This is a genomic window from Limnobaculum zhutongyuii, from assembly GCF_004295645.1.
GTDB classification, from domain to species: Bacteria; Pseudomonadota; Gammaproteobacteria; order Enterobacterales; family Enterobacteriaceae; genus Limnobaculum; species Limnobaculum zhutongyuii.
Genome location: NZ_CP034752.1, coordinates 3,693,848 through 3,718,327 on the forward strand (window position 1 = coordinate 3,693,848; position 24,480 = coordinate 3,718,327).

Genomic DNA, 24,480 nt, shown 5'->3' on the forward strand with positions numbered 1-24,480 from the left:
AAACCAAAGAGAAATCATTATGACTCGTCAACACAACACATTATTTGCGGCTAAGCTGGTACAACAATCGTTGAAAGAAGCGGTGAAAAAACTGGATCCCCGCGTTCAATGGCGTAATCCGGTGATGTTTGTGGTCTATTTGGGTAGCCTGATGGCCACGGTTATCTGGCTGGCGATCCTGGCTGGCGCGGCTAACGGCGATGCCCGGTTTACCGGCAGCATCGCCCTGTGGCTGTGGTTTACCGTCCTGTTTGCAAATTTAGCTGAAGCACTGGCAGAAGGCCGCAGTAAAGCACAGGCAGAAAGCCTGAAAGGCGTTAAAAAAACCAGTTGGGCTACCCGATTATCCGAACCTCATCCTGATGCTCCCTCTGAACAAGTCACCTCAGAACAACTGCAAAAAGGCGATATCGTACTGGTTAAAGCCGGAGAAACGATTCCCTGTGATGGGGAAATCATTGAGGGTGGCGCTTCCGTTGATGAAAGTGCTATCACCGGTGAATCCGCTCCGGTGATTCGTGAAGCGGGTGGGGATTTCTCATCCGTTACCGGAGGCACCCGTCTGCTGTCCGACTGGTTAATTATTCGCAGTACGGTCAATCAGGGCGAAACTTTCCTGGATAGAATGATCGCCATGGTTGAGGGAGCCAAACGTCGCAAAACACCAAATGAAGTAGCGCTAAGTATTTTACTCATTGCCCTAACCATTGTGTTTCTGGTGGCAACCGTCACTATCCTGCCATTTTCTGTCTTCAGCGTGGAAAGCAGCCATTCAGGAACAGCAGTTGGCATAATTACCCTGATAGCGTTATTGGTTTGCCTGATCCCTACCACCATTGGTGGCTTACTCTCTGCCATTGGCGTTGCCGGTATGAGCAGAATGCTGGAGGCCAACGTTATTGCCACCAGCGGTCGTGCAGTTGAAGCCGCAGGTGATGTTGATGTTTTACTGTTGGATAAAACGGGCACCATCACTCTGGGAAACCGTCAGGCATCGGAATTTTTACCGGCCCACGGCGTCAGTGAAAAAGCGTTGGCAGATGCCGCCCAACTCGCCTCACTGGCTGATGAAACGCCGGAAGGACGCAGCATCGTAATACTGGCAAAACAGCGCTTTAATCTGCGTGAACGGGATATCAGCAGCCTGAATGCTTCCTTCATTCCTTTCTCAGCTCAAACCCGAATGAGCGGCGTTAATATTCAGGATAGAAAAATACGCAAAGGTGCCGTTGATGCGATTCGTAACTATATGCAGTCTAATCAGGTGGCTTTTCCTGCGGAGGTCAACGAACTGGTAGAGCGAGTCGCTCGCACTGGTGGAACACCGTTGGTAGTGGCGGATAATCTTACCGTTTTAGGCGTCGTCGCCCTGAAAGATATTGTGAAAGGCGGCATCAAAGAACGTTTCGCTCAATTGCGGCTAATGGGTATAAAAACCGTAATGATTACCGGAGACAATCATCTGACTGCCGGTGCCATTGCCGCAGAAGCCGGTGTGGATGATTTTCTGTCGGAAGCAACGCCAGAGGCTAAGTTAGCCCTGATTCGTCAATATCAGGCCGAAGGTCGACTGGTCGCCATGACCGGAGATGGTACCAACGATGCCCCGGCACTTGCTCAGGCTGATGTCGCCGTTGCCATGAACTCAGGTACTCAGGCGGCCAAAGAGGCAGGAAACATGGTGGATCTGGACTCAAACCCCACCAAACTGATTGAAGTGGTACACATTGGTAAACAGATGCTAATGACTCGGGGTGCATTAACCACCTTCAGTATCTCCAATGACGTTGCCAAATATTTTGCCATTATTCCGGCCGCCTTTGCGGCGACCTACCCTCAACTGAATATGCTAAATGTTATGCATTTAAGCACGCCAGCCTCCGCTATTCTTTCTGCGGTTATCTTTAATGCTCTGATTATTATTTTCCTGATTCCGCTGGCATTAAAAGGCGTGAGCTATAAATCAATGACGGCTCCGGCGCTGTTACGCCGCAATTTATTTATCTATGGGTTAGGTGGTCTGCTGGTGCCATTCGTCGGCATCAAACTGATCGATATGTTGTTAACCCTGATTGGTCTGGCATAACGCCCTAAACTGGATACCTGTATATGAACTATTTACGTCCTTCTATCGTGCTTTTGCTATTTATCACGCTGATTACTGGCCTGATTTATCCTCTGGCAGTAACCGGACTGGCTCACTTGTTGTTTCCTCAACAGTCATACGGTTCGTTAATAACAGTACAGAACAAAGTAGTGGGTTCAGCACTGATTGGGCAAACGTTTAATCAGGCGGGTTACTTTAGCGGTCGCCCTTCGGCCACCAGCCCTGAACCTTACAATCCGCTCGCGTCCGGAGGCAGTAATCTGGCGGCCAGTAACCCATTGTTGAGGCAGCGCATTGATGCCAATATTCAACGATTACGTCAGGCTAACCCCGAGGCGAAGGCTGCCATTCCTGCCGAGCTGGTACTGGCATCTGCCAGCGGATTAGACCCGCATATTTCGCCACAGAGCGCCGACTTTCAGATACCAAGGATCGCATCCGCCCGCCATTTGGCACCTGAACAGGTTAGAGAATTAATTAAATTGCATACACAAACTCCGCTGAGTATTCTCGGTGAACCCGTGGTCAATGTACTTGAGCTAAATTTAGCTCTGGATAGTGCAACTCAGGTGGGGCAATAAACATCGTTATGTCAGATAATGAAATCCAACGGCCCGATCCGGACCAATTACTTGCGCAGGTGAATGAAGAGAGCCGGGGCAAGTTGAAAATCTTTTTTGGTGCCTGTGCCGGGGTAGGAAAAACCTATGCTATGTTACAGGAAGCGCATCGCCTGAGTGCTCAGGGTCTGGATGTGGTCGCCGGAATTATTGAAACCCACGGGCGTGATGAAACTGCCGCACTACTGGATGGGTTGGAAACTCTCCCATTAAAACGAATTCAGTTACGCAGCCACCAGATCAGAGAGTTCGACCTTGATGCTGCCCTTGCCCGTCACCCGGCAGTGATACTGGTTGATGAGCTGGCCCACACCAACGCCCCCGGCTCGCGCCATCCTAAACGCTGGCAGGATGTAGAAGAGTTATTGAATGCCGGTATTGATGTTTTCACCACTATCAATGTGCAACATCTGGAAAGTCTGAACGATGTGGTCGGTAGAATTACCGGTATTCGGGTGCGGGAAACCGTGCCCGACCATATGTTTGATGATGCCACCGACGTTATTCTGGTGGATATTCCACCGGACGATCTGCGTCAGCGTCTGAATGAAGGCAAGGTATATCTTCCCGGGCAAGCCGAACGGGCAATTGAGCACTTTTTTCGTAAAGGAAATCTGATTGCCCTGCGAGAGCTGGCTCTGCGCCGAACTGCCGACCGGGTAGATGAACAGATGCAAGCCTACCGAAAAACCAGTGAAAAAGAGCGGGTGTGGCATACCCGAGACGCTATTTTATTATGTATCGGTCGCCACTCTGGTAGCGATAAATTGGTCAGAGCAGCAGCCCGACTGGCAGCCAAGCTGGGCTGTGTTTGGCATGCGGTCTATGTTGAAACGCCAAGGCTGCATCAAATGCCGAAAAGCCAACGGCGTGCCATTCTCATGTCTCTCAAATTGGCACAAGAGCTGGGAGCGGAGACAGCAACCCTCTCCGACCCCAACGAAGAACAAGCTATTTTGCGCTATGCCCGGGAACATAATCTGGGCAAAATTCTAATCGGTCGCCGTAGTGAGCAGCGCTGGAAGCTACGAAGTAGCTTTGCCGATCGTCTGGGAAAATTAGGACCAGACCTCGATCTGGTAATTATTGCGGTAGAAGATTCACCTACCCCATCACTCGCTAAAGAGAGTGATAGCCGCCCCGCTACGGAAAAATGGCGATTGGAACTGTGCGGCTGTGCCGTTGCTATTCTGCTCTGTTCGTTGATTACTCTGCTGGCACAATGGCAATTGCCGATGTTTGATCTGGCAAACATTGTCATGATCTATTTGCTGGGCGTAGTTATCATCGCCCTGTTTTATGGCCGCTGGCCATCTGTTTTTGCCACTATCATTAACGTTGCCAGCTTCGATCTATTTTTTGTTCAGCCTCGTTGGTCACTGTCGGTCACTGATGCTCAATATATCGTGACTTTTTGCGTCATGCTGAGTGTTGGTCTGGTTATTGGTAATCTGACCTCCGGGGTTCGCTATCAGGCAAAAGTCGCCAGAGTGCGCGAACAACGCGCCCGACACCTGTATGAAATGTCAAAAGCCCTCAGTCAGGCCCTGACCATTGAGGACATTGCAAAAAGTAGCGAACGCTTTATTAATGGCAGTTTTAACGCCAAGAGCCAGTTATGGCTACCGGACAGGGATAACAGATTACAGCAAGTGAAATCAGATCATCAGTTATCCATGGTGGTTGATGAATCTATTGCCCACTGGTGTTTTGATAAACGCCAGCCCGCGGGTTCCGGCACCGATACGTTACCCAGCGTTCCTTATCAATTACAGCCATTAATCAGCCAAAATAAAACGCTGGGCGTTTTAGCTATTGAACCCACCAGCCTGAGGCAGCTTATGGTGCCGGAACAACAGCGGCTGCTCCAGACTTACAGCGTTCTCATTTCTAATGCCCTTGAACGACTCTACCTGATTCAAACTGCCGAAGAGGCAAAACTGAGTTCAGAACGGGAGCAGTTGCGTAATTCTCTGCTGGCGGCACTGTCTCACGATCTGCGAACCCCATTGACGGTATTGCTGGGGCAAACCGATATGCTGGCATCCGATCTGAAAAGCAGTCATCTCCCTCAGTATCAGCAGGCCGAAAAGATTCGTCAGTATATTTTGAGTACGGCTCAGTTAGTCAATAATCTACTGGATATGGCTCGCATTCAGTCCGGCGGTTTTACCCTAAAGAAAGAGTGGCAATCGCTGGAGGAGATCGTTGGCAGCGCGCTGCATACGCTGGAAGGAATACTGGAAGATAATCATGTCATTATCCAAATTCCGCCGGACCTCCCATTACTTAATTGTGATTCATCCCTGCTCGAACGCGTTTTTCTCAATTTGTTAGAAAATGCGGTGAAGTATGCCGGTCCTCAGGCCACAATTAGTATCAGTGCAACCGTTCAGCCTGAACAACAGGCCATTGAAGTTATTATACGGGATAATGGTGCCGGTATTATTCACGGGCAAGAGCAGGCAATATTTGATAAATTTTCCCGGGGTAACAAAGAGTCGGCCATTCATGGTATTGGGCTTGGTCTGGCAATTTGTCAGGCTATTATTCATTTTCATGGTGGTCGTATCCGCGCAGAGAATGGTCCTGATGGTGGAGCCTGGTTTTATTTCACGTTACCTTTGGAGCCACAACCCGAAATCATAACCAGTATGGAAGAATCATGACCCAAACCCCACTATCGATTCTTATCGTAGAAGATGAAAAAGAGATAAGGCGTTTTGTCCGGGCTGCACTGGAGAATGAAAGTTGCCGGGTTTATGAAAGTGAAACGCTGCAACGCGGACTGATGGAAGCCGCTACCCGTAAACCGGATCTGATTATTCTGGACCTGGGGTTACCCGATGGTAATGGTTTGGACTTTATTCTCGATCTGCGCCAATGGAGTTCGGTGCCGATCATCGTACTTTCAGCCCGTATTGCTGAAGAGGATAAAGTCCAGGCGCTGGACGCGGGTGCCGATGACTATCTGGTGAAGCCTTTCGGTATCAGTGAATTAATGGCTCGAGTACGCGTTGCATTGCGACATCGCTCCGGCAATGCTAAAGACGAACCTGTTATCTGCTTTTCAGATATCAGCGTTGATTTAGTCAATCGTCAGGTACTCAAAGCGGGAGAAGCCATTCATCTGACACCCATTGAATTCCGCCTGCTGGCGGAGCTTTTGGCAAATACCGGCAAAGTATTAACCCAGCGCCAGTTGCTCAACAGCGTTTGGGGGCCCAATAGTGTTGAACATGGCCATTATTTACGCATCTATATGGGGCACCTGCGGCAAAAGCTGGAGCTGGACCCTGCCCGTCCAAAACATCTGCTGACTGAAATCGGAGTTGGCTATCGTTTTATGCCTTGATGTCTTCCGGGCTTAATGCCATTTCACAGGCTAATTCACCGACTCGTTTAATGGCCGCAATATAGTGCTCATTAAACGTATAACAGCAGGAGAGACGAAACGCATTCGCGTAGCGCCCGCTGGGTGAAAACAGCATTCCCGGCGTCAGACTAATATGTTCTGCCAATGCGGCATGAAATAGCTTTACCCCATCCACATTTAACGGAAGCTCTACCCAAATAACAAAGCCTCCCGAAGGCTGAGTGGCTCGGGTTCCCTGTGGAAAATAACGGGCTATCAATCCCCGAGCTTCCTGCATCTGGAAGGCATAGCGTTTTCTCAGCCCGCGCAAATGATGATCGTATCCACCGGTGGTCAAAAATTGCCCCAACGTCTCCGCCAGAATCGTGGGTTCAGACATGGATGAGAGCGCTTTTAACCGGCGCAGTTTTTCGGCAAAACGCCCACCGGACATCCAACCAATACGAAAGTCCGCCGCCAGCGTTTTGGTAAAACTGGTACAAAAGATCACCCAACCGTCTTTATCAAACGCTTTGACCGCTGGCTGCAGGTCGCCAGAGAACTGTAGTTCGGAGTAAAGCCCATCCTCAATCATTGGAACCTGATATTGATTGAGCAGCTTTGCTAAACGCTGCCGATCCTCGATTGGCATACTGCATCCCAACGGATTTTGTACGCTGGGCATTAACATCAGAACATCGATTTTCTTCTCTTTCAGCAATGCCTCAACGGCATCAACCGAAATGCCATGCTGTGAGTCGGTTGGAATCTCTATCGCATTCAGCCCCAACATCGCCACCATGGATATCATATAGAAATAAGTAGGTGACTCCAGGCCAATGCAATCACCCGGTTTGGTGACCGCGCGCAGCGCCAGTTGCAATGCTTCCAGACAACCATGGGTCAATATAATCTCATCAGCGCTAAGGGACATTCCCAGCAAAGGCGTTCTGCGGGCAATTTGCTGCCGCAAACGCAGGCTGCCTGGCGGCAGACTATAAGTACCAATCATATCGGGTTTGGAGCGTAATAATTGATTTAAAATACGAGACAGTTTTTTTGCCGGGTAAAACTCTTCACCAACCGGACAGGCTAAAGAGATATCCGTAAATTTAGGGTTCTGTTGCGCAGCAAAAACCATATCAATTAAATCCAGCACTTCCAGCTTAGGGGAAGAGACGGGGGTCACCGGCATCGCCGTTTTATGTACCTCCGGCAAACGTGCTCTGACGTAATACCCCGACTGAGGACGAGCCTCGATAACACCGCGATCTTCCAGATTGCGATAAGCCGCCAGTACCGTATTAATACTCACATTACGATTACGAGCCGCATGCCGAATTGAAGGCAACCTGTCCCCTGCCTGTAAGACGCCACGACGAATTGATTCAACAACACCATCAGCAACCTGCAGATATAACGATAAATCATGATTATCTGACATGAATGAACCCCGGAAGAAAAGCATGGATAACACAATACGCTACCATAACTGTATCCATTAAAATATCAGTTTTCTGTATCTGTTACCTTCAGTTTACCGCCCCTATTATATCCTGACCTCCAGTGAGAATAAGTGCAGAGACAGCCATGATAGATTTAGCCTTAATCAGTTATATTGTTGTAATGAGTATTACCCCAGGTCCTAATAACCTGATGCTGGCAACGTCGGGCGTCAACTTTGGCCTGCGCCGCACCATGCCTCATCTGATTGGTATCAGCCTTGGTTGTGGTGTGTTATGTCTTTGCATTACTCTCTCTTTCAGTGTGATTCTGAATAACATCTCATCGATTCGCCTGCCGCTGGCGATCTTTGGTTGTACCTATTTGCTGTGGCTATCCTGGAAGATTTGGCTGGCCGGTAGCCCCGAGGGAAAGGCACATGCTCATCCGATGTCGCTGGTAGGGCCATGCTGTTCCAGTGGGTTAACCCAAAGGCCTGGTTAATGCTGGTCAATGCCGCCATTCTGTTTAGCTCGCGGGAAATGGATATCACCATGAGTGCTCTGCTACTTTCCGCTGCCTTTACCGTTGTCGGTTTCCCCTGTGTTTATGTCTGGGCGCTGATGGGTGACAAACTGCGGGAAACCCTGCAAATTGGCTGGCGATTACGCGTGTTTAACGGCGTGATGGCAGGTTCACTGGCATTAACCGCTTTTTGGCTACTGTGGGATGAATGGAGAACGTTTCAGACGCTGGTGTAATTACCCACGTCGATAACGCTCTGGAGTTGTTCCGGCATTATGCTGAAACATCGCAATAAACGCCGATGCGGAACTGTAACCAACCTCCAAAGCCACCTCCTGTACGGTTTTTCCCTGTTCCAACAGGGAAATGCCATACAGAAAACGCAAACGCTGCCGCCACTCACTAAATGACATTCCTAACTCCTGATTGCAACGACGAGCCAGCGTACGTTCGGTGGTATAGACTCGTTTTGCCCATTGGGCCAGTGAAGTATTATCTGATGGATTGGCCTCCAACGCCTGAAGAACGGGCGCCAGATATTTATCATCGCTGCCGGGCAGCCAGGTATGTTGAACCGGCGCGACCAATAGCTGATCCACCAGAACCCGACAAAGGCGGCGATCCGCATGGTTTACCGGTACCATTACATTGCGTTCAAAGCAGGATTCAACAATCGCACTGCATATGGCTCCCATATTTAACACACAGGGTTGCTCCGGCATTCCGGCACAAAAACGAGCGGCAATATTAATGGAACGGAATCGGGTTGGCCTGCGGTTATAGCTGGAGTGTTCCATACCGGCTGGGATCCAGATAGCGAAGCCACAAGGCGCTAAAAAACGCTGTCCACCAATATTCAGGGCAAACACCCCTGACTTTACGCAGATGATTTGCCCCCAGTTGTGAGAATGAGCGAGAAACTCCGTATTGGCATTCACCTCTTCGCTACGAAAAAACAGAATGCTGTCAGGATGCGATTCTGTCGATGCAAAACGCTGTTCTCCGGGCATAGACCCCTCCGGGTTTAATCGGGATTGTCTGAAAGACATAATGAATTGTCTGATTTGAAGTATATCTATCAAACAGGACAGATGTACACTCTGCAACCTGATAATTTCTGTTTGTGAGTGATGTTTCGTATGGCCTACCTGTTCCCCCTGCTTGCCGTTCTTATCTGGGCAATTAATGCCATTGTTAATAAGCTGTCGGCTGGCGCTATTGATCCTGCGGCAATTTCATTCTACCGCTGGGCATTGGCCTTACTTATCATGACCCCTTTTATTTTGCCGGGCGTCATTCGCCGCAGAAAGAGCATCTATCCCTACTGGTGGAAGCTGCTAATCCTTGGCTTTCTGGGAATGGCGCTGTATCAAAGTCTGGCCTATTACGCGGCCTACACCATCAGCGCATTAACCATTGGTATCTTTGTTTCGCTGATCCCATTGCTGACGGTATTATTAAGCATTGTTATTCTGAAGACGCCGCCAACGCTGGGTGTACTTATCGGTGGTTTGCTCTCTTTTTGTGGCCTGGTATGGCTGATTAGCGGAGGCAATCCTGCTGGTCTGTTATCCATTGGGGTTGGTAAGGGCGAACTGATGATGCTAACCGCCGCCACGGCCTACGCGCTGTATGGTGTGTTAACCAAGCTCTGGTCAATTCCGCTGTCGAACTGGCAATCGGTTTATATTCAATCCTTCTTTGGCATGATGTTGTTGTTACCCGATTTTCTGATGACCGATGATATTTCGCTAAACGCACATAATATTCCATTAGTTCTGTATGCCGGTATTCCCGCCTCAGTCATCGCACCTTTTGTCTGGATTCAGGGAGTGATGAAACTGGGAGCCAGCAAAGCTGCACTGTTTATGAACCTGACACCGGTCATCACCGCCGTTATCGCTATTATTTTTCTGCGTGAGCCACTACACAGTTACCACATTGTTGGCGGTACCATCTCACTGATTGGCGTTATTCTGGCGCAGCGTTTACATATTCCTTTGGGGAAAACCAAGCCAAAAGTCTCTCTTGTTGAGATAGAAAGGAAATAGAACCGGTCAGATTTCAGCGTTGTTTGTTATAGCTGAAATCTGGTTATGTTCTGTGAATTCGCGAAGCAACACATTACAATAAGCACACTTACTTATGCTTGTTAATAAACAGAGACTGATAGCCAATGAATTTTGAACTGATGGTGGATGGCGAAGTATTACCCGAAGTCAGTGAACAGATACTGAAGAAATCCGTAGCCAGCATTGATGACGATGTCGGTAGTTTTATCGTACTGGAACCACAAACGCCGCTGGACGGTTCTATCTATCTTCAGGCTGCATTAACTGATGATGACTATATGGTTGAAACCCGACTCGTCTTTGGTGAAGAATTTTCCCATTACCGCTATACCACCAGCGACGTGGAGGAAGTGACGGGCTTTTTTATTGCCTATTATCGGGATAACAAGATACCGGATTTAAAACGTTGGGATAATGTGACGAGTGAGTTTTAGATATAGGCCTGACGGTATAATTTTTGGACCAGCTAAATCAGCCCCTGTGAATATTCCGACCGTAAATATAATATGCCTAAATTGACATCGAATACGGTCGGAAAACAATCAGGTGCCTGACAGCGTTACGCCATTAGCCCAGTCAGCTTCGGGATCTTCCATCGCGACCTGATGTACTCCGCCCGGAAACTGTGATTGCAGCAGTTCATACTGTTCCTGCAGCTCTCCTATTGGATGTTTCCAGTCGTGAAGATAGTAAATCGCCTGAACTTTGGCCTGTAGCATCGACTTGGTACAATCAAAGCAAGGGCGTAATGTGGAATAAACGACTGAACCCTCAACCGGATTGCCAAAACGTGCAGCGGAAATAATAGCGTTTTGCTCAGCGTGAACACAGATACAAACATCATAACCAACACTGGCTTTATAGGCGGCACGATCTCGACAGCGGACGCAGCCACCATCAGTACAGTTCTTTATTCCTTCCGGTGTTCCGTTATAACCGGTTGAGATGATTCGGTTATCTTTGACCATCACACCACCAACCTTGCGCCCAAGGCAGTTAGCCTTTTTACGTACGGCAATGGCGATATTCATATAATACTCGTGTCGTTCCATACGCTTGCTCCTGATGGTGTGAATGGCTTACAGCTAAGATACCCCATGACAATGGGCTATCATGATGAAAAAATTATGAATAGGTAGCAATATACCAGTGGGCATTCAGCTTTTCTAATGTATCTCCATCCAGCGGATGGGTACCGTCTTTAATATAAACCAGATTTATCGTCCAGGGTACACCGCCCTTTTGCCATAAAATAAAGGAGATATCACCATTATCCATCAGACTAAAACCGCTAATTCTGAGGTTTTGCAACTCACCGCGCAGTTCATAATACAGCTTTAAGGAAATCTCATTCTGCTGGCAGTAGGCATCAATAAACCATTCTGGCTGGCTGGCAGCAGGGTTATGCGCATCCGGATAGTGCGTTACTCTAACGCCATTCAAAAAACGGTAAGAGTCGTAATGAACAATACGATCGCCATCCTGATAGCTACCGTCGTTTCCCAACTCCAGGGAACGAATCTTTCCATAGCTGGAAATCTTATGAGCCAACGAACCCAGCTCGCGCGCATTAATCCAGAAGTATCCCTGCCAGGTAAAATGAGCCTGCCAAATCCAGATAATTGATAAGCTAACGAAAATCAGCACCGCAATATTGCGCTTCTTCTTATGTAAGACCGCCAGAATAAGAATCAGAAAACCAACGGCTACCAGAATAGTGACCAGGGCAGAGACATGCAGGAAAGGCAATAAAAACAGCAGAAACAACAGAGGCACGATCGCCAACAGTGGGTTTAGCTGGTTCAGTTTTGACAAAAAAGGAGGCGGTACCATTCAACATCCATTGAGTGCAACGATTAAATTAGGGTAAATCATCCTCTATGATAATGAGTTCTGAGATAATGAAAAGCCCTGTCGAAGGCAGGGCTTTGGGAATTTCTTTGCTGAATCGGTTTTATCAGAACGGGATATCGTCATCAAAATCCATTGGTGGTTCATTTTGCTGCATTGGTGCGCTTTGTTGCTGAGCCGGACGAGATGCCTGCGCCTGTGATTGCTGCGGCTGCTGTGGTTGGCCCCAGCTACCCTGAGCTGACTGACCTTCACCGCCGCCCTGACGGCCACCCAACATTTGCATTACGCCGCCAATGTTAACCACAACTTCAGTGGTGTAGCGATCCTGACCGCTCTGGTCTTGCCACTTACGAGTTTGCAGAGAACCTTCGATATAAACCTGTGAACCTTTACGCAGGTATTCACCTGCAATTTCGGCTAATTTGCCGAAAATCACCACACGGTGCCATTCGGTTTTTTCTTTTTGCTCACCGGTTTGCTTATCACGCCAGCTCTCAGAAGTCGCAATGGTAATATTCGCCACCGCACCACCATTAGGCATATAACGAATTTCCGGGTCCTGACCCAGATTTCCGACTAGAATTACTTTATTGATGCCTCTGCTGGCCATGTCGATTCTCCTGATGAGTAAAGGTATACAATTCTTATCCCTCGATTGTAGCATGGCAACAGGCGAAGGACACAAGCGTTAAAAAATGGAATTGAGTACGCAAACTTTATTACAACCGTAATGAAATTACATCTGCCATTGCATAACGTTTCCCAGTCAATGGCTTATCTGCTGCGGTAAAATCAGGCATTTGGATTCGCGTGCAACTCCTGAGCAATTCCCTGTTTAACGTCATCAGGAATTTTTAACGCTCTGGCCAGCTCATCTAAATAGCTGCGTTCCATAAAGTGGTCAATATCAATCACCGCACAACTTAGCAGGTAGACTTCCAATGCCTCTTCTTCGTTTTTGATGCCATAGGCCAGAGTTTGTGGATCCAGAGGTTGTTCAATGGCCTGCTGTACCCACTGTTCGGCTTGCTCACCAATGCCTAGCTGGTGAATCTGATTATTAATCGCCTGCTGTTCTTGCTCATCAATATGACCATCACTTTTGGCGGCAAAAACCAGTGCCTGCACCAGTCGACGAGCCCGTTGATCCACCGGCGTTGGCTGAGAATCAAACGGCGCATCCTGTTGCTGAGTCTCTTTAACGCGCTGTTTATATTTATTCCAAAGCACCGCCCCTAACACGGCACCACCGCCAATCACCAGTGCATTTTTACCGGCACTTCCTACCATCTTGCGGGAGGATTTATTGGTTAACAGTAAACCAGCCAGACCACCTAATACACCCGGCATTAATAAATCGTTTAATCCTCCGGACTCACGGTTTTCTCCATTACTTTTTTGTCCGAGTATTGATTGAATCTGTTGTAACCAGTTGTTCATCATTTCTCTCCACAGTATGTTAATGTCACGCAGCGAGGCGAACCTTGTCCGAGTATAAGAGAAAAAACGTCAAGATATGTATAACCCATCAGATATCAGGCAAACGATTTATCACCGATTTTATCACCCAATATCTCAGTAACTTTCCGATACATATGAGTAAGAAGCCGCCAATTAATTGAAATTATTAGCGCTAATTTGCTGACTTATCATTTGAAGACTTTTTGTTCTAAATCACATCATAACACTGTATATCCATTCAGTTTATTTTGTGCGATAATTCGCAGTTCCGCGTCAGAGTTAACACTGTAAGGCTTGTTGAAATGGATAAGATAGAAGTCCGGGGCGCCCGCACCCATAACTTAAAAAACATCAATCTGGTCATGCCGCGCAACAAGCTTATTGTTGTTACCGGGCTGTCCGGGTCAGGTAAGTCATCACTGGCATTTGATACCCTGTACGCTGAAGGGCAGCGCCGCTACGTCGAATCCTTATCAGCTTATGCTCGTCAGTTCCTGTCGCTGATGGAAAAGCCGGATGTAGACCATATTGAAGGTCTTTCCCCGGCGATTTCTATTGAACAGAAATCAACCTCCCATAACCCGCGTTCTACCGTGGGTACCATTACTGAAATTCACGATTACCTGCGCCTGCTGTTTGCCCGCGTGGGTGAACCACGTTGCCCTACTCATAATATTACGCTGGCCGCCCAAACGGTTAGCCAGATGGTAGATAACGTGCTGACCTTGCCGGAAGGCACCCGCCTGATGCTACTGGCGCCGGTGATTAAAGATCGTAAAGGCGAACACATTAAGACGCTGGAAAATCTGGCGTCTCAAGGTTATATCCGCGCACGAATTGATGGCGAAGTGTGTGATCTTTCCGATCCGCCAAAGCTGGAACTACAGAAGAAACATACCATTGAAGTGGTGGTTGACCGTTTCAAAGTACGCGACGATATGGCACAACGACTGGCAGAATCATTTGAAACCGCACTGGCCCTCTCCGGTGGCAGCGCGGTAGTTGCCGATATGGACGACAACAAAGCAGAAGAGATGGTGTTCTCCGCTAACTTTGCCTGTCCAGTCTGTGGTTACAGTATGCGTGAACTGGAACCGCGTCTGTTCTCATTCAACAACCCGGCTGGTGCCTGTCCGACCTGTGATGGTCTGGGCGTTCAGCAATATTTTGATCCGGAACGCGTAGTACAAAACGATGAGCTATCACTGGCTGGTGGCGCCATCCGCGGTTGGGATCGCCGCAGCTTCTACTATTTCCAAATGATTCGCTCATTGTCTGAACACTACAAATTTGATGTGGAAGCGCCGTTTAACAGCCTGCCGGAAAACGTCAGAAAAGTGATTCTCAACGGTTCAGGCAAAGAGAATATTGAGTTTAAATACGTTAACGATCGCGGTGACACCACCGTACGTAAGCACCCGTTTGAGGGTGTGCTGAATAATATGGAACGCCGTTATAAAGAGACGGAATCCACCGCTGTGCGTGAAGAGCTGGCTAAATTTATCAGCAATCGTTCTTGTACTTCCTGTGGCGGTACCCGCCTGAAAGAAGAAGCGCGTCACGTATTCGTAGAGAACACAACCCTGCCGGAAATTTCTGAGCTCAGCATTGGTGATGCGATGAAATTCTTTGGGGCGCTGTCATTACAGGGCCAACGGGCACAAATCGCTGAAAAAATTCTGAAAGAAATTGGTGAGCGACTGAGCTTTTTGGTTAACGTCGGTCTGAATTACCTTTCACTCTCCCGTTCGGCAGAAACCCTGTCCGGTGGTGAGGCTCAGCGTATCCGTCTTGCCAGCCAAATCGGTGCCGGCCTGGTTGGCGTAATGTACGTGCTGGATGAACCTTCTATCGGTTTACACCAGCGCGATAACCAACGTCTGTTGGATACGCTGATTCATCTACGGAATCTGGGCAATACCGTCATTGTGGTTGAACATGATGAAGACGCCATTCGTGAAGCGGACCACGTCATTGATATTGGTCCGGGAGCCGGTGTTCACGGTGGTAACGTGGTGGCTGAAGGCACCATGGAAGACATCATGAAGGTTCCGGAATCGCTGACCGGGCAGTTCCTGTCAGGTAAACGCAAAATTGAGATCCCTAAACAGCGCGTGGCGGCAGATGCCAGAAAAGTACTGAAAGTGATTGGCGCAACAGGAAATAACCTGAAAAACGTTACGCTAACGGTTCCTGTTGGTCTGTTTACCTGTATTACCGGTGTTTCCGGTTCAGGAAAATCTACCCTAATTAATGATACTTTATATCCGGTCGCTCAGCGCCAGCTTAATGGTGCAACCGGTGATGAAGTAGCGCCTTACAAAGAGATTACTGGTCTGGAGCACTTCGATAAGGTTATTGATATTGACCAAAGCCCTATCGGACGTACGCCTCGTTCAAACCCAGCAACTTATACCGGTATTTTTACACCGATTCGTGAGCTGTTTGCCGGTGTCCCTGAATCCCGCGCTCGTGGTTATAACCCAGGTCGTTTCAGTTTCAACGTTCGTGGTGGTCGCTGTGAGGCCTGTCAGGGCGATGGCGTAATTAAAGTTGAAATGCACTTCCTGCCGGATGTGTATGTTCCTTGCGATCAGTGCAAAGGTAAACGCTATAACCGCGAAACCCTGGAAGTAAAATATAAGGGTAAAAACATCAACGAAGTGCTGGAGATGACGGTTGAAGATGCCAGAGAGTTCTTTGACGTAGTGCCAGCCCTGTCACGCAAACTGCAAACATTAATGGACGTTGGCCTTTCCTATATTCGTTTAGGTCAGTCCGCCACTACGTTATCTGGTGGTGAGGCTCAGCGGGTGAAGCTGGCAAAAGAGCTTTCCAAACGCGGAACGGGTCATACTCTGTATATTTTGGATGAACCCACCACCGGTTTGCATTTCGCCGACATTGAACAACTGCTTACGGTGCTTCATCAGCTACGGGATCAGGGCAATACGATCGTGGTTATTGAGCATAATCTGGACGTGATTAAGACCGCCGACTGGATTGTCGATCTGGGTCCGGAAGGGGGAAGTGGCGGAGGTCAAATTCTGGTTTCCGGCACCCCGGAAACCGTAGCCGAGTGCGCCGAATCGCATACCGCGCGCTTCCTGAAGCCCATTCTGGAAAAAGGCTAATCTCTCCATAAAAAGGGGAAGCTGATTTGAGCTTCCCCTTTTTTTACCTCTTTTCTTCAACCAATTTAGTTTGAATATGTCAGCGTCCTGTCACCATTAATAACAGAATACTGTTCAAACTGATTTATAATCGTCGTATATTGCCTGCCTTTACAGGGGCGCTATTTTTGGTATTCAAGGAATAAATATTTATGTCGTTCTCTTCTCATTTCCGTTGGCTGGCCATGTCGTTGCTGGCTCTTATGTTAACCGGGTGTAATTACAACGAAATCCAAACTCAGGATGAAAATGTCACGGCCAGCTGGTCTGAAGTTTTAAACCAATATCAGCGCCGTGCTGACCTGATCCCTAATCTGGTTTCTACCGCGAAAGGCTATGCCGCCCACGAAGCAGATGTGTTTAAACAAGTTTCTGACGCTCGTTCAAGAATTGGTTCTACGGAACAAAATATGACGGCACCGGATAGCGAAGAAGCCATGCGCGCTTTCCAACAGTCACAGGCTCAACTGGGTAGTGCCTTATCCCGCCTGCTGGTTATCAGAGAAAGTTATCCTGACCTGAAAGCGAATGAAATGTTCTCTAACCTGATGACCCAGTTAGAAGGTACAGAGAATCGAATCGCCGTTGCCCGTCAGCGCTATATTAAAGCGGTTCAGGATTACAACCTGGAGATCCGCCGCTTCCCCGGGTTAATTACCGCCAAGCTATTAGGATATAAAACCAAGCAAAACTTCCTGCCGGAAAACAGTGAGCAAATTTCAACGGCACCAAGCGTTGACTTCTCTCCTGCAGGCAGCGATCGGAGATAGTTATGCGCCGTCTGGTACTGTTTGGACTGTTTTTTCTGTCACTGTTGGCAAATGCGGCACCGATTGCTATGCCACCATTACAACAGCAGGTAACAGACCTGACTGCTACGCTGTCGGCAGACAATATCCGTACCCTGACTCAGCAAGCTGCTAACCTGGAAAAAAACACCGGCCATCAGCTTGCTGTACTGATTGTCGACACCACCGGTGATGAAACCATTGAACAATACGCCATCCGCGTTTTTGACCAGTGGCAACTGGGTAAGAAAAATGTCGATGATGGCATACTGCTTCTGGTCGCTAAGTCTGATCGAACGGTGCGAATTGAAGTCGGTTATGGTCTGGAAGGCGATCTGACCGATCTTCAGTCCAGCCAGATTATTAATCGTCTTATTCTTCCAAGTTTCAAGCAGAACGACTATAACCGGGGAATAGCGCTGGCTGTAGAAGCTATCATCTATCAGTTGAGTCCTGAATACAAAAATGAAGCCTCTTCCCAACAGGCTCATTCACAACCTGATACGGAACCTGTTGATGAAGGTCGTTCTGTCTTGTGGTTAGCCGCACTGGTCATGCTATCCAGTCTGTTTCGCAAACTTTCCCTACTAAAAAAGATGTTTTTTACCGGCCTGACACTAACCATTGGCGTGCTGCTATTCCAGCTCCTTGTTAATCATGTCGTGGTCTGGCTGGATCTGCTTTTATCATTTGGCCTGGGTGCTATTGGTACTCTGGTTGCCCCAATGATAATGAATGCCTTACTCAGAGGCGGTGGTCGTGGTGGAGGCGGATTTGGTGGAGGCCGTGGCGGTGGTTTTGGCGGCGGCGGCGGATTCAGTGGTGGTGGAGGTCGTTCCGGCGGCGGTGGTGCATCTGGCCGCTGGTAAATGATGTAAAAACGGGTTGATGAATGAATATCACCAACCCGCTCTAATCTTCATCGTTATTCTGCTACTGCTTGCCAGTTACCGAAGAAAAACAACATCTGTAAATCACTTTATCCGAGCCAGAATGTCCACACCCCAGCCAAGAGATGAATTATTATAACTTATCGTTTGAATCATCATCTGATGTGATAATTAACTCATTCTGAACTTCTAATTCTTCAATCACATCTTTAGTGACGCGAGTTAACGGAACTTCTTTTGGCGTCCACTCTTCTGATTGACCCACAAAAACGCCACCGCGTTTAATGGCAATGTTTTCACAACAGCTGGTGCCACGTAACATACCGTGTTCAAGAATATCGATATTCTCAGCGTAACAGCTACCATGAACCTGACCATCAATAATGATTTCAGGGGCATTCAGTTGGCCTTTAACATACCCGGTATTCATGATGCGGATAGAACCTTCAGTAATATTAATATTACCGATTATTTTGCCATAAATCTGGATATCACCACTGTCTTCAATATCACCAACAAATGAGGCATTTCTGGCAATGATCGTACAGCGATTGCGCACATCAATGCTATCTGAATAGACTTTTGACTCACTACCTGAAGCCGTACTTGAAACGTTACTGGTCAACGATTGTGATTGAGTGCCTGTCATCTCATATTTAGATGTTTTTTTCCCAAACATAGATAATAATTTCGTCCTTATATTAGTTAAATAGCAAAAGAAAAACAGTATAGATAACGTTGATGAAATAACACCCAACACCAAATAACCAGAGATATACAAAGCGAGGGCACTTATCCATAAGATCAGTACACTGCATAGAAGAACATCCCTGAGAGGCTGATTATGCCTACTTCTAGCATTCATGGAACTACATTCCGGTAATAATTGATGGGTAGCAATAGGTGTTAAGCTGCTACATAAAAATGCTCGTATGAGCAGCGCGCTATTTTATGCTTATTCAACCTGAAGTGCACCTGATGTATTGCTAATTATATAATAGCTATAATGCTATTAATCGTCATATCTCGTTATTATGTCGAGATTATTTGCCATTTACACTGAGAATAACTAAACAAATACTTACTAAAAATATATCCTGATATCGCTTAATTTAACTGAACGGGGAAATTAATCAGAGACCGCGGATTAAAACCGGTTGCTTACTTTATTGCCTGTGGATTTTCCCCTGCCAACAGCGCTTTTCTTACATACGCAGGTAGCAAATTTCTTACTTCCTGATAGGAAATATCAATCATATTTTTTATCAGCGTTTCATCCAGTTTTCCATTAAGAAACAGTGTATTCCATAGTGCCTTATTCAAGTGATATCCAGGGATAATATCCTGGTGTTCATCCCGCAAACGCTCTGCCAACGCCGGAGGGCACTTGAGCGTGATGCTCGGCCTGCCATTTAACTCACCCAGTATGGCGAATATTTTACCAGCAACCTTAACACGATCCGCTTCCCAAAGCGGTTGATAATCATGAACACTGCCTGTTTTGGTTAAACAATATTCAATACAACCTTGTAGGTCCATATGTATTTACCACACCTGTTTTTATCATGTTAATTATTTTTATGCCGTTAATTAATCATATTTATGGATATTACCAATAAAAATGTCATTGTCTTCCTTTATGCTGTTTATTCGTTATTCAGATCAAATAAAAATATAATAAAGCCGAATGCTTTTTGAAATATTTATTGCAGAATCAAATGGGTGGAACCCTTCTATACTAAGGCCTTTGGCATAACACCTGAAAATCGGCAATATAATAGCAGCAGAAATAATTTATATTTGATGCATACCAGAAATGAATTAATAACACATGATTAAAAATGCTTTTTATTTTTTGTATGACGATTATGTTAGTCGGATCATAAAACGCACATACATTTCTTTGCTAAAATAGCACCACACTTTATAACAGAATAACGGAACCTCATGGGGTTACCCTGCAAGTCTTTAAACTACAAGAATCAATCTTGATGTACGACTCAGCAAAAACGAAAGACTCAACAACCTTCACGTTCCTTGCTCCGGCCCTCATCTGGCCAGACATGGTTCTTCTCGTTATGCATATTCTTATAAAAAATTCAGGTAAATCAAAATTAAGGCAAGCACTATGACAAATCACTCGCATACATTGGAGCACGATAAACCTTTACTCGCTGAACCCGCTAAAAAGGCCTTCTGGAAAGGTCTTGGGTTCCAGATTGCTGTCAGTATGATCCTGGGGATTTTGGTAGGATTTATCTGGCCAGAGTTTGCCACCAGCCTGAAGCTTTTGGGTGATATCTTTTTACGATTGATAAAAAGCGCCGTAGCACCATTAATCTTTTTGACCGTAGCGTTGGGAATTGGCGCTGCCGGGGATATCAAGCAGGTCGGGCGTGTTGGCCTGAGCGCTATCATCTATTTTGAAATAGTTTCGACCATTGCCATCCTGTTTGGCTTTGGCATGGGGGAATTACTCAGCGTTGGTAGCGGCACGGTACTTACTGAAAGCCATGTGAACTCACAGGCTACCAGCCTGATTCAGGCCTCTCACGCCGCACCTAAATCTTTCGCTCAGTTCTTCCTCGAAATATTCCCAGATAGCTTTATGGGAGCGTTCTCTTCTAATAACTTACTGCAGGTTCTGGTACTGGCGTTGATGTTTGGCTTTGGTATTCTGCTGCTAAAAGAGAAAGAACGTGTGGTGGTAGAGAATGCACTTAACTTCATTGCTAAAGCCTTCTTTAAATTTATCCACGTTATTATGCTGTTAGCACCTATCGGTACCTTTGGGGCCATTGCTTATGCGGTAGGTAGTAACGGTGTGGATATGTTGATTAAGCTAACCTATCTGGTATTAGCTTTCTATCTGACGCTAATTCTGTTTGTCGTGATCGTATTAGGCGCGGTCTGTCTGCTCTTCAAACTTAATCTGTTTGATATTATTAAATTTATTAAAGAAGAACTCTATATTACTTTCGGTACTGCCTCCTCTGAAAGTGTACTGCCTCGCTTGCTGGAAAAATTACCCAAATATGGCGCTTCACGCCAAACGGTAGGACTGGTTTTACCAACCGGCTATGCCTTTAACCTGGATGGAACCTCAATTTATATGTCAATGGGGGTTATCTTCCTGGCCAATGCCTATGGTATCCCACTGAGTATTGAGCAGCTGTTCGGCATCCTGTTAATTATGCTATTAACCTCTAAAGGTGCAGCGACGGTTTCCGGCGGAGCATTCGTGGTTTTCGCCGCCACAATTACCACGACCGGGCTACTTCCATTAGAAGGGGTTGCTGTGATGTTCGGGGTTTATCGCTTTATGTCGATGGCACTGGCTGTCACCAACATTATTGGTAACACCGTAGCAACTATCGCGGTAGCTAAAATGAACCGTGAATACCATCCGAGTCGGCGACAAAAGCTGGAAGATGATGAGGATTAATTAGCAGTAATGAAAAACAATCCGGCACTCTGCTATGGCAAGGTGCCGGATTGAATGTTTAATCAAGATATCGGGTTGCTACGCGGGCTGTCAGCTTAGTAATCAACTCATAAGGGATAATGCCGGTGTATTTCGCAATGGTTTCTACCGGTAATTCTGGCCCCCAGATAGTGGCTTCATCACCCACTTTATCTGTCGCATCCGGTCCTAAGTCTACCGTCACCATATCCATGGAAACATGCCCCACTAAAGGCACGCGCCGGCCATTAATCAATACTGGCGTTCCATTTGGCGCATCGCGAGGATATCCGTCACCATAGCCAATTGCAATCACACCTAAACGGGTATCTCGCTCACTGACCCAGGCTCCGCCATAACCGACCGGCTCACCCGCTTTATGCTCACGTACCGCAATCAGACTGGCTTTGAGTGTCATCGCCGGTTTAAGGCCAAATTTATCCGCAAACGTATCCGCCAGAGGGGAAACACCGTACATAATAATGCCCGGACGAATCCAGTCACGATGCGCTTCTGACCACAGCAAAATACCACCAGAAGCAGCCAGACTCTTCAACCCTGGCTTGTTATGCACAAAAGCATCAAAGCAATCAATTTGCTTACGGGTAGTATCAACCTCTGGTTCATCAGAACGGCTAAAATGGCTCATGATATTAACCGGTTGGACCACATTCTCACAGGCGCTTAAGCGCTGATAGAATGCCTCTGCCTGTTCAGGGCGTACACCAAGGCGATGCATGCCAGTGTCCACTTTCATCCATACGCGTACCGGGCGATCGAGCTCACTCTGCTCCAGCGCTTCTAACTGCTCAATATTATGTACTACCGTTTCGATATTATTGACCGCCAGCATCGGCAAATCCTCCGCACAGAAGAAGCCTTCCAACAGTAAAATAGGCTTAATCACGCCACCGGAGCGCAACATTAGCGCCTCTTCAATGCGGGCAACACCGAAACAATCAGAATCAGGCAAAGTGTGGGCAACATCTAACAACCCATGCCCATAAGCATTGGCTTTTACCACGGCAATAATGCGACTTTCAGGAGCTATTTGGCGAATACGTTGTAGGTTATGTTTCAATGCGCCGCGGTCAATTACCGCTGTTGCCGAGATCATTTTAAATCCTTAGTTAATACACGATTACAGAGTGGAAACGGCTGCCTAAACTACAGCCCGAACGTCTTCCACGGATAAGGCTTTTATTATTATTCTACTTTTGTGAAGTGATTGTGAAATCATTTGGGAATAAACCGGCATCAATATTTTGGGCAGAACGCCAAAACCGGTTATTCATCATCAAATTGCGGACCCGCATAGTTATCAAATCGTGACCATTGTCCCTGAAACGTCAGTCGAACAGAACCGATAGGGCCGTTACGTTGCTTACCGAGAATAATCTGTGCGATACCCTTCTCTTCACTGTTCTCGTTATAAACTTCATCACGATAGATAAACATAATAACGTCCGCATCCTGCTCGATGGAGCCAGACTCACGTAAGTCGGAGTTAACCGGACGTTTATCTGCTCGTTGCTCCAGACTACGGTTAAGCTGGGACAGCGCCACTACCGGTACCTGTAGCTCTTTTGCCAGTGCTTTCAGTGAACGGGATATTTCAGCGATTTCCAGCGTACGGTTATCTGACAGGGCGGGTACTCGCATCAACTGCAAGTAGTCGATCATAATCATGCTAAGTCCGCCATGTTCACGGAAAATACGCCGGGCACGGGATCGAACTTCTGTTGGGGTCAGGCCGGAAGAGTCATCAATGTACATATTGCGTTTTTCCAGCAGGATGCCCATGGTGCTGGAAATTCTGGCCCAGTCTTCATCATCTAACTGACCAGTACGAATTTTGGTTTGGTCTACCCGCGAGAGTGAAGCCAGCATACGCATCATAATCTGTTCGCAGGGCATCTCCAGACTGAATATCAGTACTGGTTTCTCCTGCATCATGGCTGCGTTCTCACACAGGTTCATGGCGAAGGTGGTTTTACCCATTGAAGGACGCGCGGCGACAATAATTAAGTCTGACCGCTGTAAGCCGGCGGTTTTCTTATCTAAATCATTAAAACCGGTAGAAACACCGGTCACACCGTCATGGGGACGCTGATACAACTGTTCAATACGGGAAACGGTATCTTCCAGAATCTGGTCGATACTTTTTGGTCCTTCATCTTTATTTGTACGGCTTTCTGCAATCTGGAAAACCCGTGATTCAGCCAGATCCAGCAGCTCTTCGCTGTTGCGCCCCTGAGGATCATAACCGGCATCGGCAATTTCATTGGCTACTGAGATCATCTCACGGACCACCGCGCGTTCACGAACGATGTCCGCATAAGCGCCTATGTTGGCCGCGCTTGGGGTGTTTTTTGACAGTTCCGCCAGATAGGCAAATCCCCCGACCTGATCCAGTACCCCTTTTTGTTCCAACGATTCAGATAACGTGATCAAATCGATTGGCTTGCCCAGCTCCAGCAGACGCTGCATTTCGCCAAATACCGTGCGGTGAGGACGACTATAAAAGTCATTCGCCGTTACCCGTTCAGACACATTATCCCAACGCTCATTGTCCAGCATCAGGCCGCCCAATACGGATTGTTCAGCCTCAAGGGAATGAGGCGGCATTTTCAGCCCTTCCATTTGACGGTCGACAGGCCGTTCGTTACGGGCGTTCTGCTTATTAAAAGGTGTTTTGCCAGACATGGGATAATTAGCGATCCGGTTAC

The 24,480-nt window shown here is 47.3% G+C and carries 20 protein-coding genes and 1 pseudogene; 11 read left to right on the forward strand and 10 right to left on the reverse strand.

Features of this window, described 5'->3' with window-relative positions; genetic code table 11:
• The first annotated feature begins 19 nt into the window (after positions 1–19).
• From kdpB to kdpE, 4 genes are read left to right on the forward strand one after another with little or no spacing between them, the layout of a single operon-like run.
• Positions 20–2,086, forward strand: coding sequence for a potassium-transporting ATPase subunit KdpB (kdpB, locus tag EKN56_RS16470; RefSeq protein WP_130592781.1), 2,067 nt, complete (start codon positions 20–22; stop codon positions 2,084–2,086).
• A 23-nt stretch (positions 2,087–2,109) separates the two neighbouring features.
• On the forward strand, positions 2,110–2,688 hold the full coding sequence (kdpC, locus tag EKN56_RS16475; protein WP_130592782.1) for a potassium-transporting ATPase subunit KdpC: 579 nt from the start codon (positions 2,110–2,112) through the stop codon (positions 2,686–2,688).
• An 8-nt stretch (positions 2,689–2,696) separates the two neighbouring features.
• The gene (gene kdpD, locus EKN56_RS16480; protein ID WP_130592783.1) at positions 2,697–5,396 is read left to right on the forward strand and encodes a two-component system sensor histidine kinase KdpD; all 2,700 of its coding nucleotides are present in this window, start codon (positions 2,697–2,699) and stop codon (positions 5,394–5,396) included.
• Positions 5,393–6,082 carry a two-component system response regulator KdpE gene (kdpE, locus tag EKN56_RS16485; RefSeq protein ID WP_130592784.1) on the forward strand — a complete coding sequence of 230 codons (690 nt, stop codon included), beginning with the start codon at positions 5,393–5,395 and terminating at the stop codon, positions 6,080–6,082. Before kdpD ends, kdpE begins: the two co-directional genes overlap by 4 nt.
• Here kdpE and EKN56_RS16490 read toward each other — a convergent pair.
• Complete coding sequence (locus EKN56_RS16490) at positions 6,072–7,526, reverse strand: aminotransferase-like domain-containing protein (RefSeq protein WP_130592785.1); 1,455 nt, start codon at positions 7,524–7,526, stop codon at positions 6,072–6,074. The two genes, kdpE and EKN56_RS16490, sit on opposite strands and share 11 nt — an antisense overlap.
• Before the next feature lie 146 nt (positions 7,527–7,672).
• Here EKN56_RS16490 and EKN56_RS16495 point away from each other — a divergent pair.
• Positions 7,673–8,286, forward strand: a pseudogene (locus tag EKN56_RS16495) (LysE family translocator).
• Here the strand turns inward: EKN56_RS16495 and EKN56_RS16500 are convergent.
• Complete coding sequence (locus tag EKN56_RS16500) at positions 8,287–9,060, reverse strand: AraC family transcriptional regulator (RefSeq protein WP_130592786.1); 774 nt, start codon at positions 9,058–9,060, stop codon at positions 8,287–8,289.
• Between the two features lie 129 nt (positions 9,061–9,189).
• Between EKN56_RS16500 and EKN56_RS16505 the strand changes: the two genes are divergently transcribed.
• Both EKN56_RS16505 and EKN56_RS16510 read left to right on the forward strand, forming a co-directional pair.
• On the forward strand, positions 9,190–10,101 hold the full coding sequence (locus EKN56_RS16505) for a DMT family transporter (RefSeq protein WP_130592787.1): 912 nt from the start codon (positions 9,190–9,192) through the stop codon (positions 10,099–10,101).
• 125 nt (positions 10,102–10,226) lie between these two features.
• A complete protein-coding gene (locus tag EKN56_RS16510; protein WP_130592788.1) occupies positions 10,227–10,556 on the forward strand; it encodes a hypothetical protein in 330 nt (109 codons plus the stop codon).
• 108 nt (positions 10,557–10,664) lie between these two features.
• Here EKN56_RS16510 and EKN56_RS16515 read toward each other — a convergent pair whose 3' ends face one another.
• The 4 genes from EKN56_RS16515 to EKN56_RS16530 form a co-directional block, all read right to left on the reverse strand.
• Entirely contained in the window at positions 10,665–11,174 is a 510-nt protein-coding gene (locus EKN56_RS16515; RefSeq protein WP_130592789.1) for a deoxycytidylate deaminase, read from the reverse strand.
• A 73-nt stretch (positions 11,175–11,247) separates the two neighbouring features.
• Positions 11,248–11,955 (reverse strand): hypothetical protein, encoded by a 708-nt coding sequence (locus EKN56_RS16520; protein WP_130592790.1) that lies wholly within the window; start codon positions 11,953–11,955, stop codon positions 11,248–11,250.
• 124 nt (positions 11,956–12,079) lie between these two features.
• Positions 12,080–12,586, reverse strand: coding sequence for a single-stranded DNA-binding protein (locus EKN56_RS16525; protein WP_130592791.1), 507 nt, complete (start codon positions 12,584–12,586; stop codon positions 12,080–12,082).
• 182 nt (positions 12,587–12,768) lie between these two features.
• Positions 12,769–13,416 carry a tellurite resistance TerB family protein gene (locus EKN56_RS16530; protein ID WP_185955879.1) on the reverse strand — a complete coding sequence of 216 codons (648 nt, stop codon included), beginning with the start codon at positions 13,414–13,416 and terminating at the stop codon, positions 12,769–12,771.
• A 323-nt stretch (positions 13,417–13,739) separates the two neighbouring features.
• Here EKN56_RS16530 and uvrA point away from each other — a divergent pair, with 323 nt between their 5' ends.
• The 3 genes from uvrA (at position 13,740) to EKN56_RS16545 (ending at position 18,267) form a co-directional block, all read left to right on the forward strand.
• Positions 13,740–16,571 carry an excinuclease ABC subunit UvrA gene (gene uvrA / locus EKN56_RS16535; RefSeq protein ID WP_130592793.1) on the forward strand — a complete coding sequence of 944 codons (2,832 nt, stop codon included), beginning with the start codon at positions 13,740–13,742 and terminating at the stop codon, positions 16,569–16,571.
• A gap of 191 nt (positions 16,572–16,762) precedes the next feature.
• Entirely contained in the window at positions 16,763–17,380 is a 618-nt protein-coding gene (locus EKN56_RS16540) for a LemA family protein (RefSeq protein ID WP_130592794.1), read from the forward strand.
• A 2-nt stretch (positions 17,381–17,382) separates the two neighbouring features.
• Entirely contained in the window at positions 17,383–18,267 is an 885-nt protein-coding gene (locus EKN56_RS16545) for a TPM domain-containing protein (RefSeq protein ID WP_130592795.1), read from the forward strand.
• Positions 18,268–18,421: 154 nt separating this feature from the next.
• On the opposite strand, the gene EKN56_RS16550 is transcribed toward EKN56_RS16545, so the two are convergent.
• Together EKN56_RS16550 and EKN56_RS16555 are read right to left on the reverse strand one after the other, a co-directional pair.
• On the reverse strand, positions 18,422–18,967 hold the full coding sequence (locus tag EKN56_RS16550) for a bactofilin family protein (protein WP_246019865.1): 546 nt from the start codon (positions 18,965–18,967) through the stop codon (positions 18,422–18,424).
• 482 nt (positions 18,968–19,449) lie between these two features.
• The gene (locus EKN56_RS16555; RefSeq protein ID WP_130592796.1) at positions 19,450–19,827 is read right to left on the reverse strand and encodes an MmcQ/YjbR family DNA-binding protein; all 378 of its coding nucleotides are present in this window, start codon (positions 19,825–19,827) and stop codon (positions 19,450–19,452) included.
• Between the two features lie 589 nt (positions 19,828–20,416).
• On the opposite strand from EKN56_RS16555, the gene EKN56_RS16560 reads away from it, so the two are divergent.
• Positions 20,417–21,733 (forward strand): cation:dicarboxylate symporter family transporter, encoded by a 1,317-nt coding sequence (locus EKN56_RS16560; protein WP_130592798.1) that lies wholly within the window; start codon positions 20,417–20,419, stop codon positions 21,731–21,733.
• Positions 21,734–21,791: 58 nt separating this feature from the next.
• On the opposite strand, the gene alr is transcribed toward EKN56_RS16560, so the two are convergent.
• Together alr and dnaB are read right to left on the reverse strand one after the other, a co-directional pair.
• Positions 21,792–22,868 (reverse strand): alanine racemase, encoded by a 1,077-nt coding sequence (alr, locus tag EKN56_RS16565; RefSeq protein ID WP_130592800.1) that lies wholly within the window; start codon positions 22,866–22,868, stop codon positions 21,792–21,794.
• 170 nt (positions 22,869–23,038) lie between these two features.
• A complete protein-coding gene (gene dnaB, locus EKN56_RS16570) occupies positions 23,039–24,457 on the reverse strand; it encodes a replicative DNA helicase (protein ID WP_130592801.1) in 1,419 nt (472 codons plus the stop codon).
• Between the last annotated feature and the right edge of the window lie 23 nt (positions 24,458–24,480).

Bases quoted from the DNA above. Each gene is read 5' to 3' on its own strand.
- EKN56_RS16515 (WP_130592789.1), bottom strand. From the start codon at position 11,174: ATGGAACGACACGAGTATTATATGAATATCGCCATTGCCGTACGTAAA.
- kdpB (WP_130592781.1), top strand. From the start codon at position 20: ATGACTCGTCAACACAACACATTATTTGCGGCTAAGCTGGTACAACAA.
- EKN56_RS16505 (WP_130592787.1), top strand. From the start codon at position 9,190: ATGGCCTACCTGTTCCCCCTGCTTGCCGTTCTTATCTGGGCAATTAAT.
- EKN56_RS16555 (WP_130592796.1), bottom strand. From the start codon at position 19,827: ATGGACCTACAAGGTTGTATTGAATATTGTTTAACCAAAACAGGCAGT.
- kdpC (WP_130592782.1), top strand. From the start codon at position 2,110: ATGAACTATTTACGTCCTTCTATCGTGCTTTTGCTATTTATCACGCTG.
- EKN56_RS16545 (WP_130592795.1), top strand. From the start codon at position 17,383: ATGCGCCGTCTGGTACTGTTTGGACTGTTTTTTCTGTCACTGTTGGCA.
- EKN56_RS16500 (WP_130592786.1), bottom strand. From the start codon at position 9,060: ATGCCCGGAGAACAGCGTTTTGCATCGACAGAATCGCATCCTGACAGC.
- kdpD (WP_130592783.1), top strand. From the start codon at position 2,697: ATGTCAGATAATGAAATCCAACGGCCCGATCCGGACCAATTACTTGCG.
- EKN56_RS16530 (WP_185955879.1), bottom strand. From the start codon at position 13,416: ATGAACAACTGGTTACAACAGATTCAATCAATACTCGGACAAAAAAGT.
- EKN56_RS16525 (WP_130592791.1), bottom strand. From the start codon at position 12,586: ATGGCCAGCAGAGGCATCAATAAAGTAATTCTAGTCGGAAATCTGGGT.
- kdpE (WP_130592784.1), top strand. From the start codon at position 5,393: ATGACCCAAACCCCACTATCGATTCTTATCGTAGAAGATGAAAAAGAG.
- EKN56_RS16540 (WP_130592794.1), top strand. From the start codon at position 16,763: ATGTCGTTCTCTTCTCATTTCCGTTGGCTGGCCATGTCGTTGCTGGCT.
- uvrA (WP_130592793.1), top strand. From the start codon at position 13,740: ATGGATAAGATAGAAGTCCGGGGCGCCCGCACCCATAACTTAAAAAAC.
- EKN56_RS16550 (WP_246019865.1), bottom strand. From the start codon at position 18,967: ATGTTTGGGAAAAAAACATCTAAATATGAGATGACAGGCACTCAATCA.
- dnaB (WP_130592801.1), bottom strand. From the start codon at position 24,457: ATGTCTGGCAAAACACCTTTTAATAAGCAGAACGCCCGTAACGAACGG.
- alr (WP_130592800.1), bottom strand. From the start codon at position 22,868: ATGATCTCGGCAACAGCGGTAATTGACCGCGGCGCATTGAAACATAAC.
- EKN56_RS16490 (WP_130592785.1), bottom strand. From the start codon at position 7,526: ATGTCAGATAATCATGATTTATCGTTATATCTGCAGGTTGCTGATGGT.
- EKN56_RS16520 (WP_130592790.1), bottom strand. From the start codon at position 11,955: ATGGTACCGCCTCCTTTTTTGTCAAAACTGAACCAGCTAAACCCACTG.
- EKN56_RS16560 (WP_130592798.1), top strand. From the start codon at position 20,417: ATGACAAATCACTCGCATACATTGGAGCACGATAAACCTTTACTCGCT.
- EKN56_RS16510 (WP_130592788.1), top strand. From the start codon at position 10,227: ATGAATTTTGAACTGATGGTGGATGGCGAAGTATTACCCGAAGTCAGT.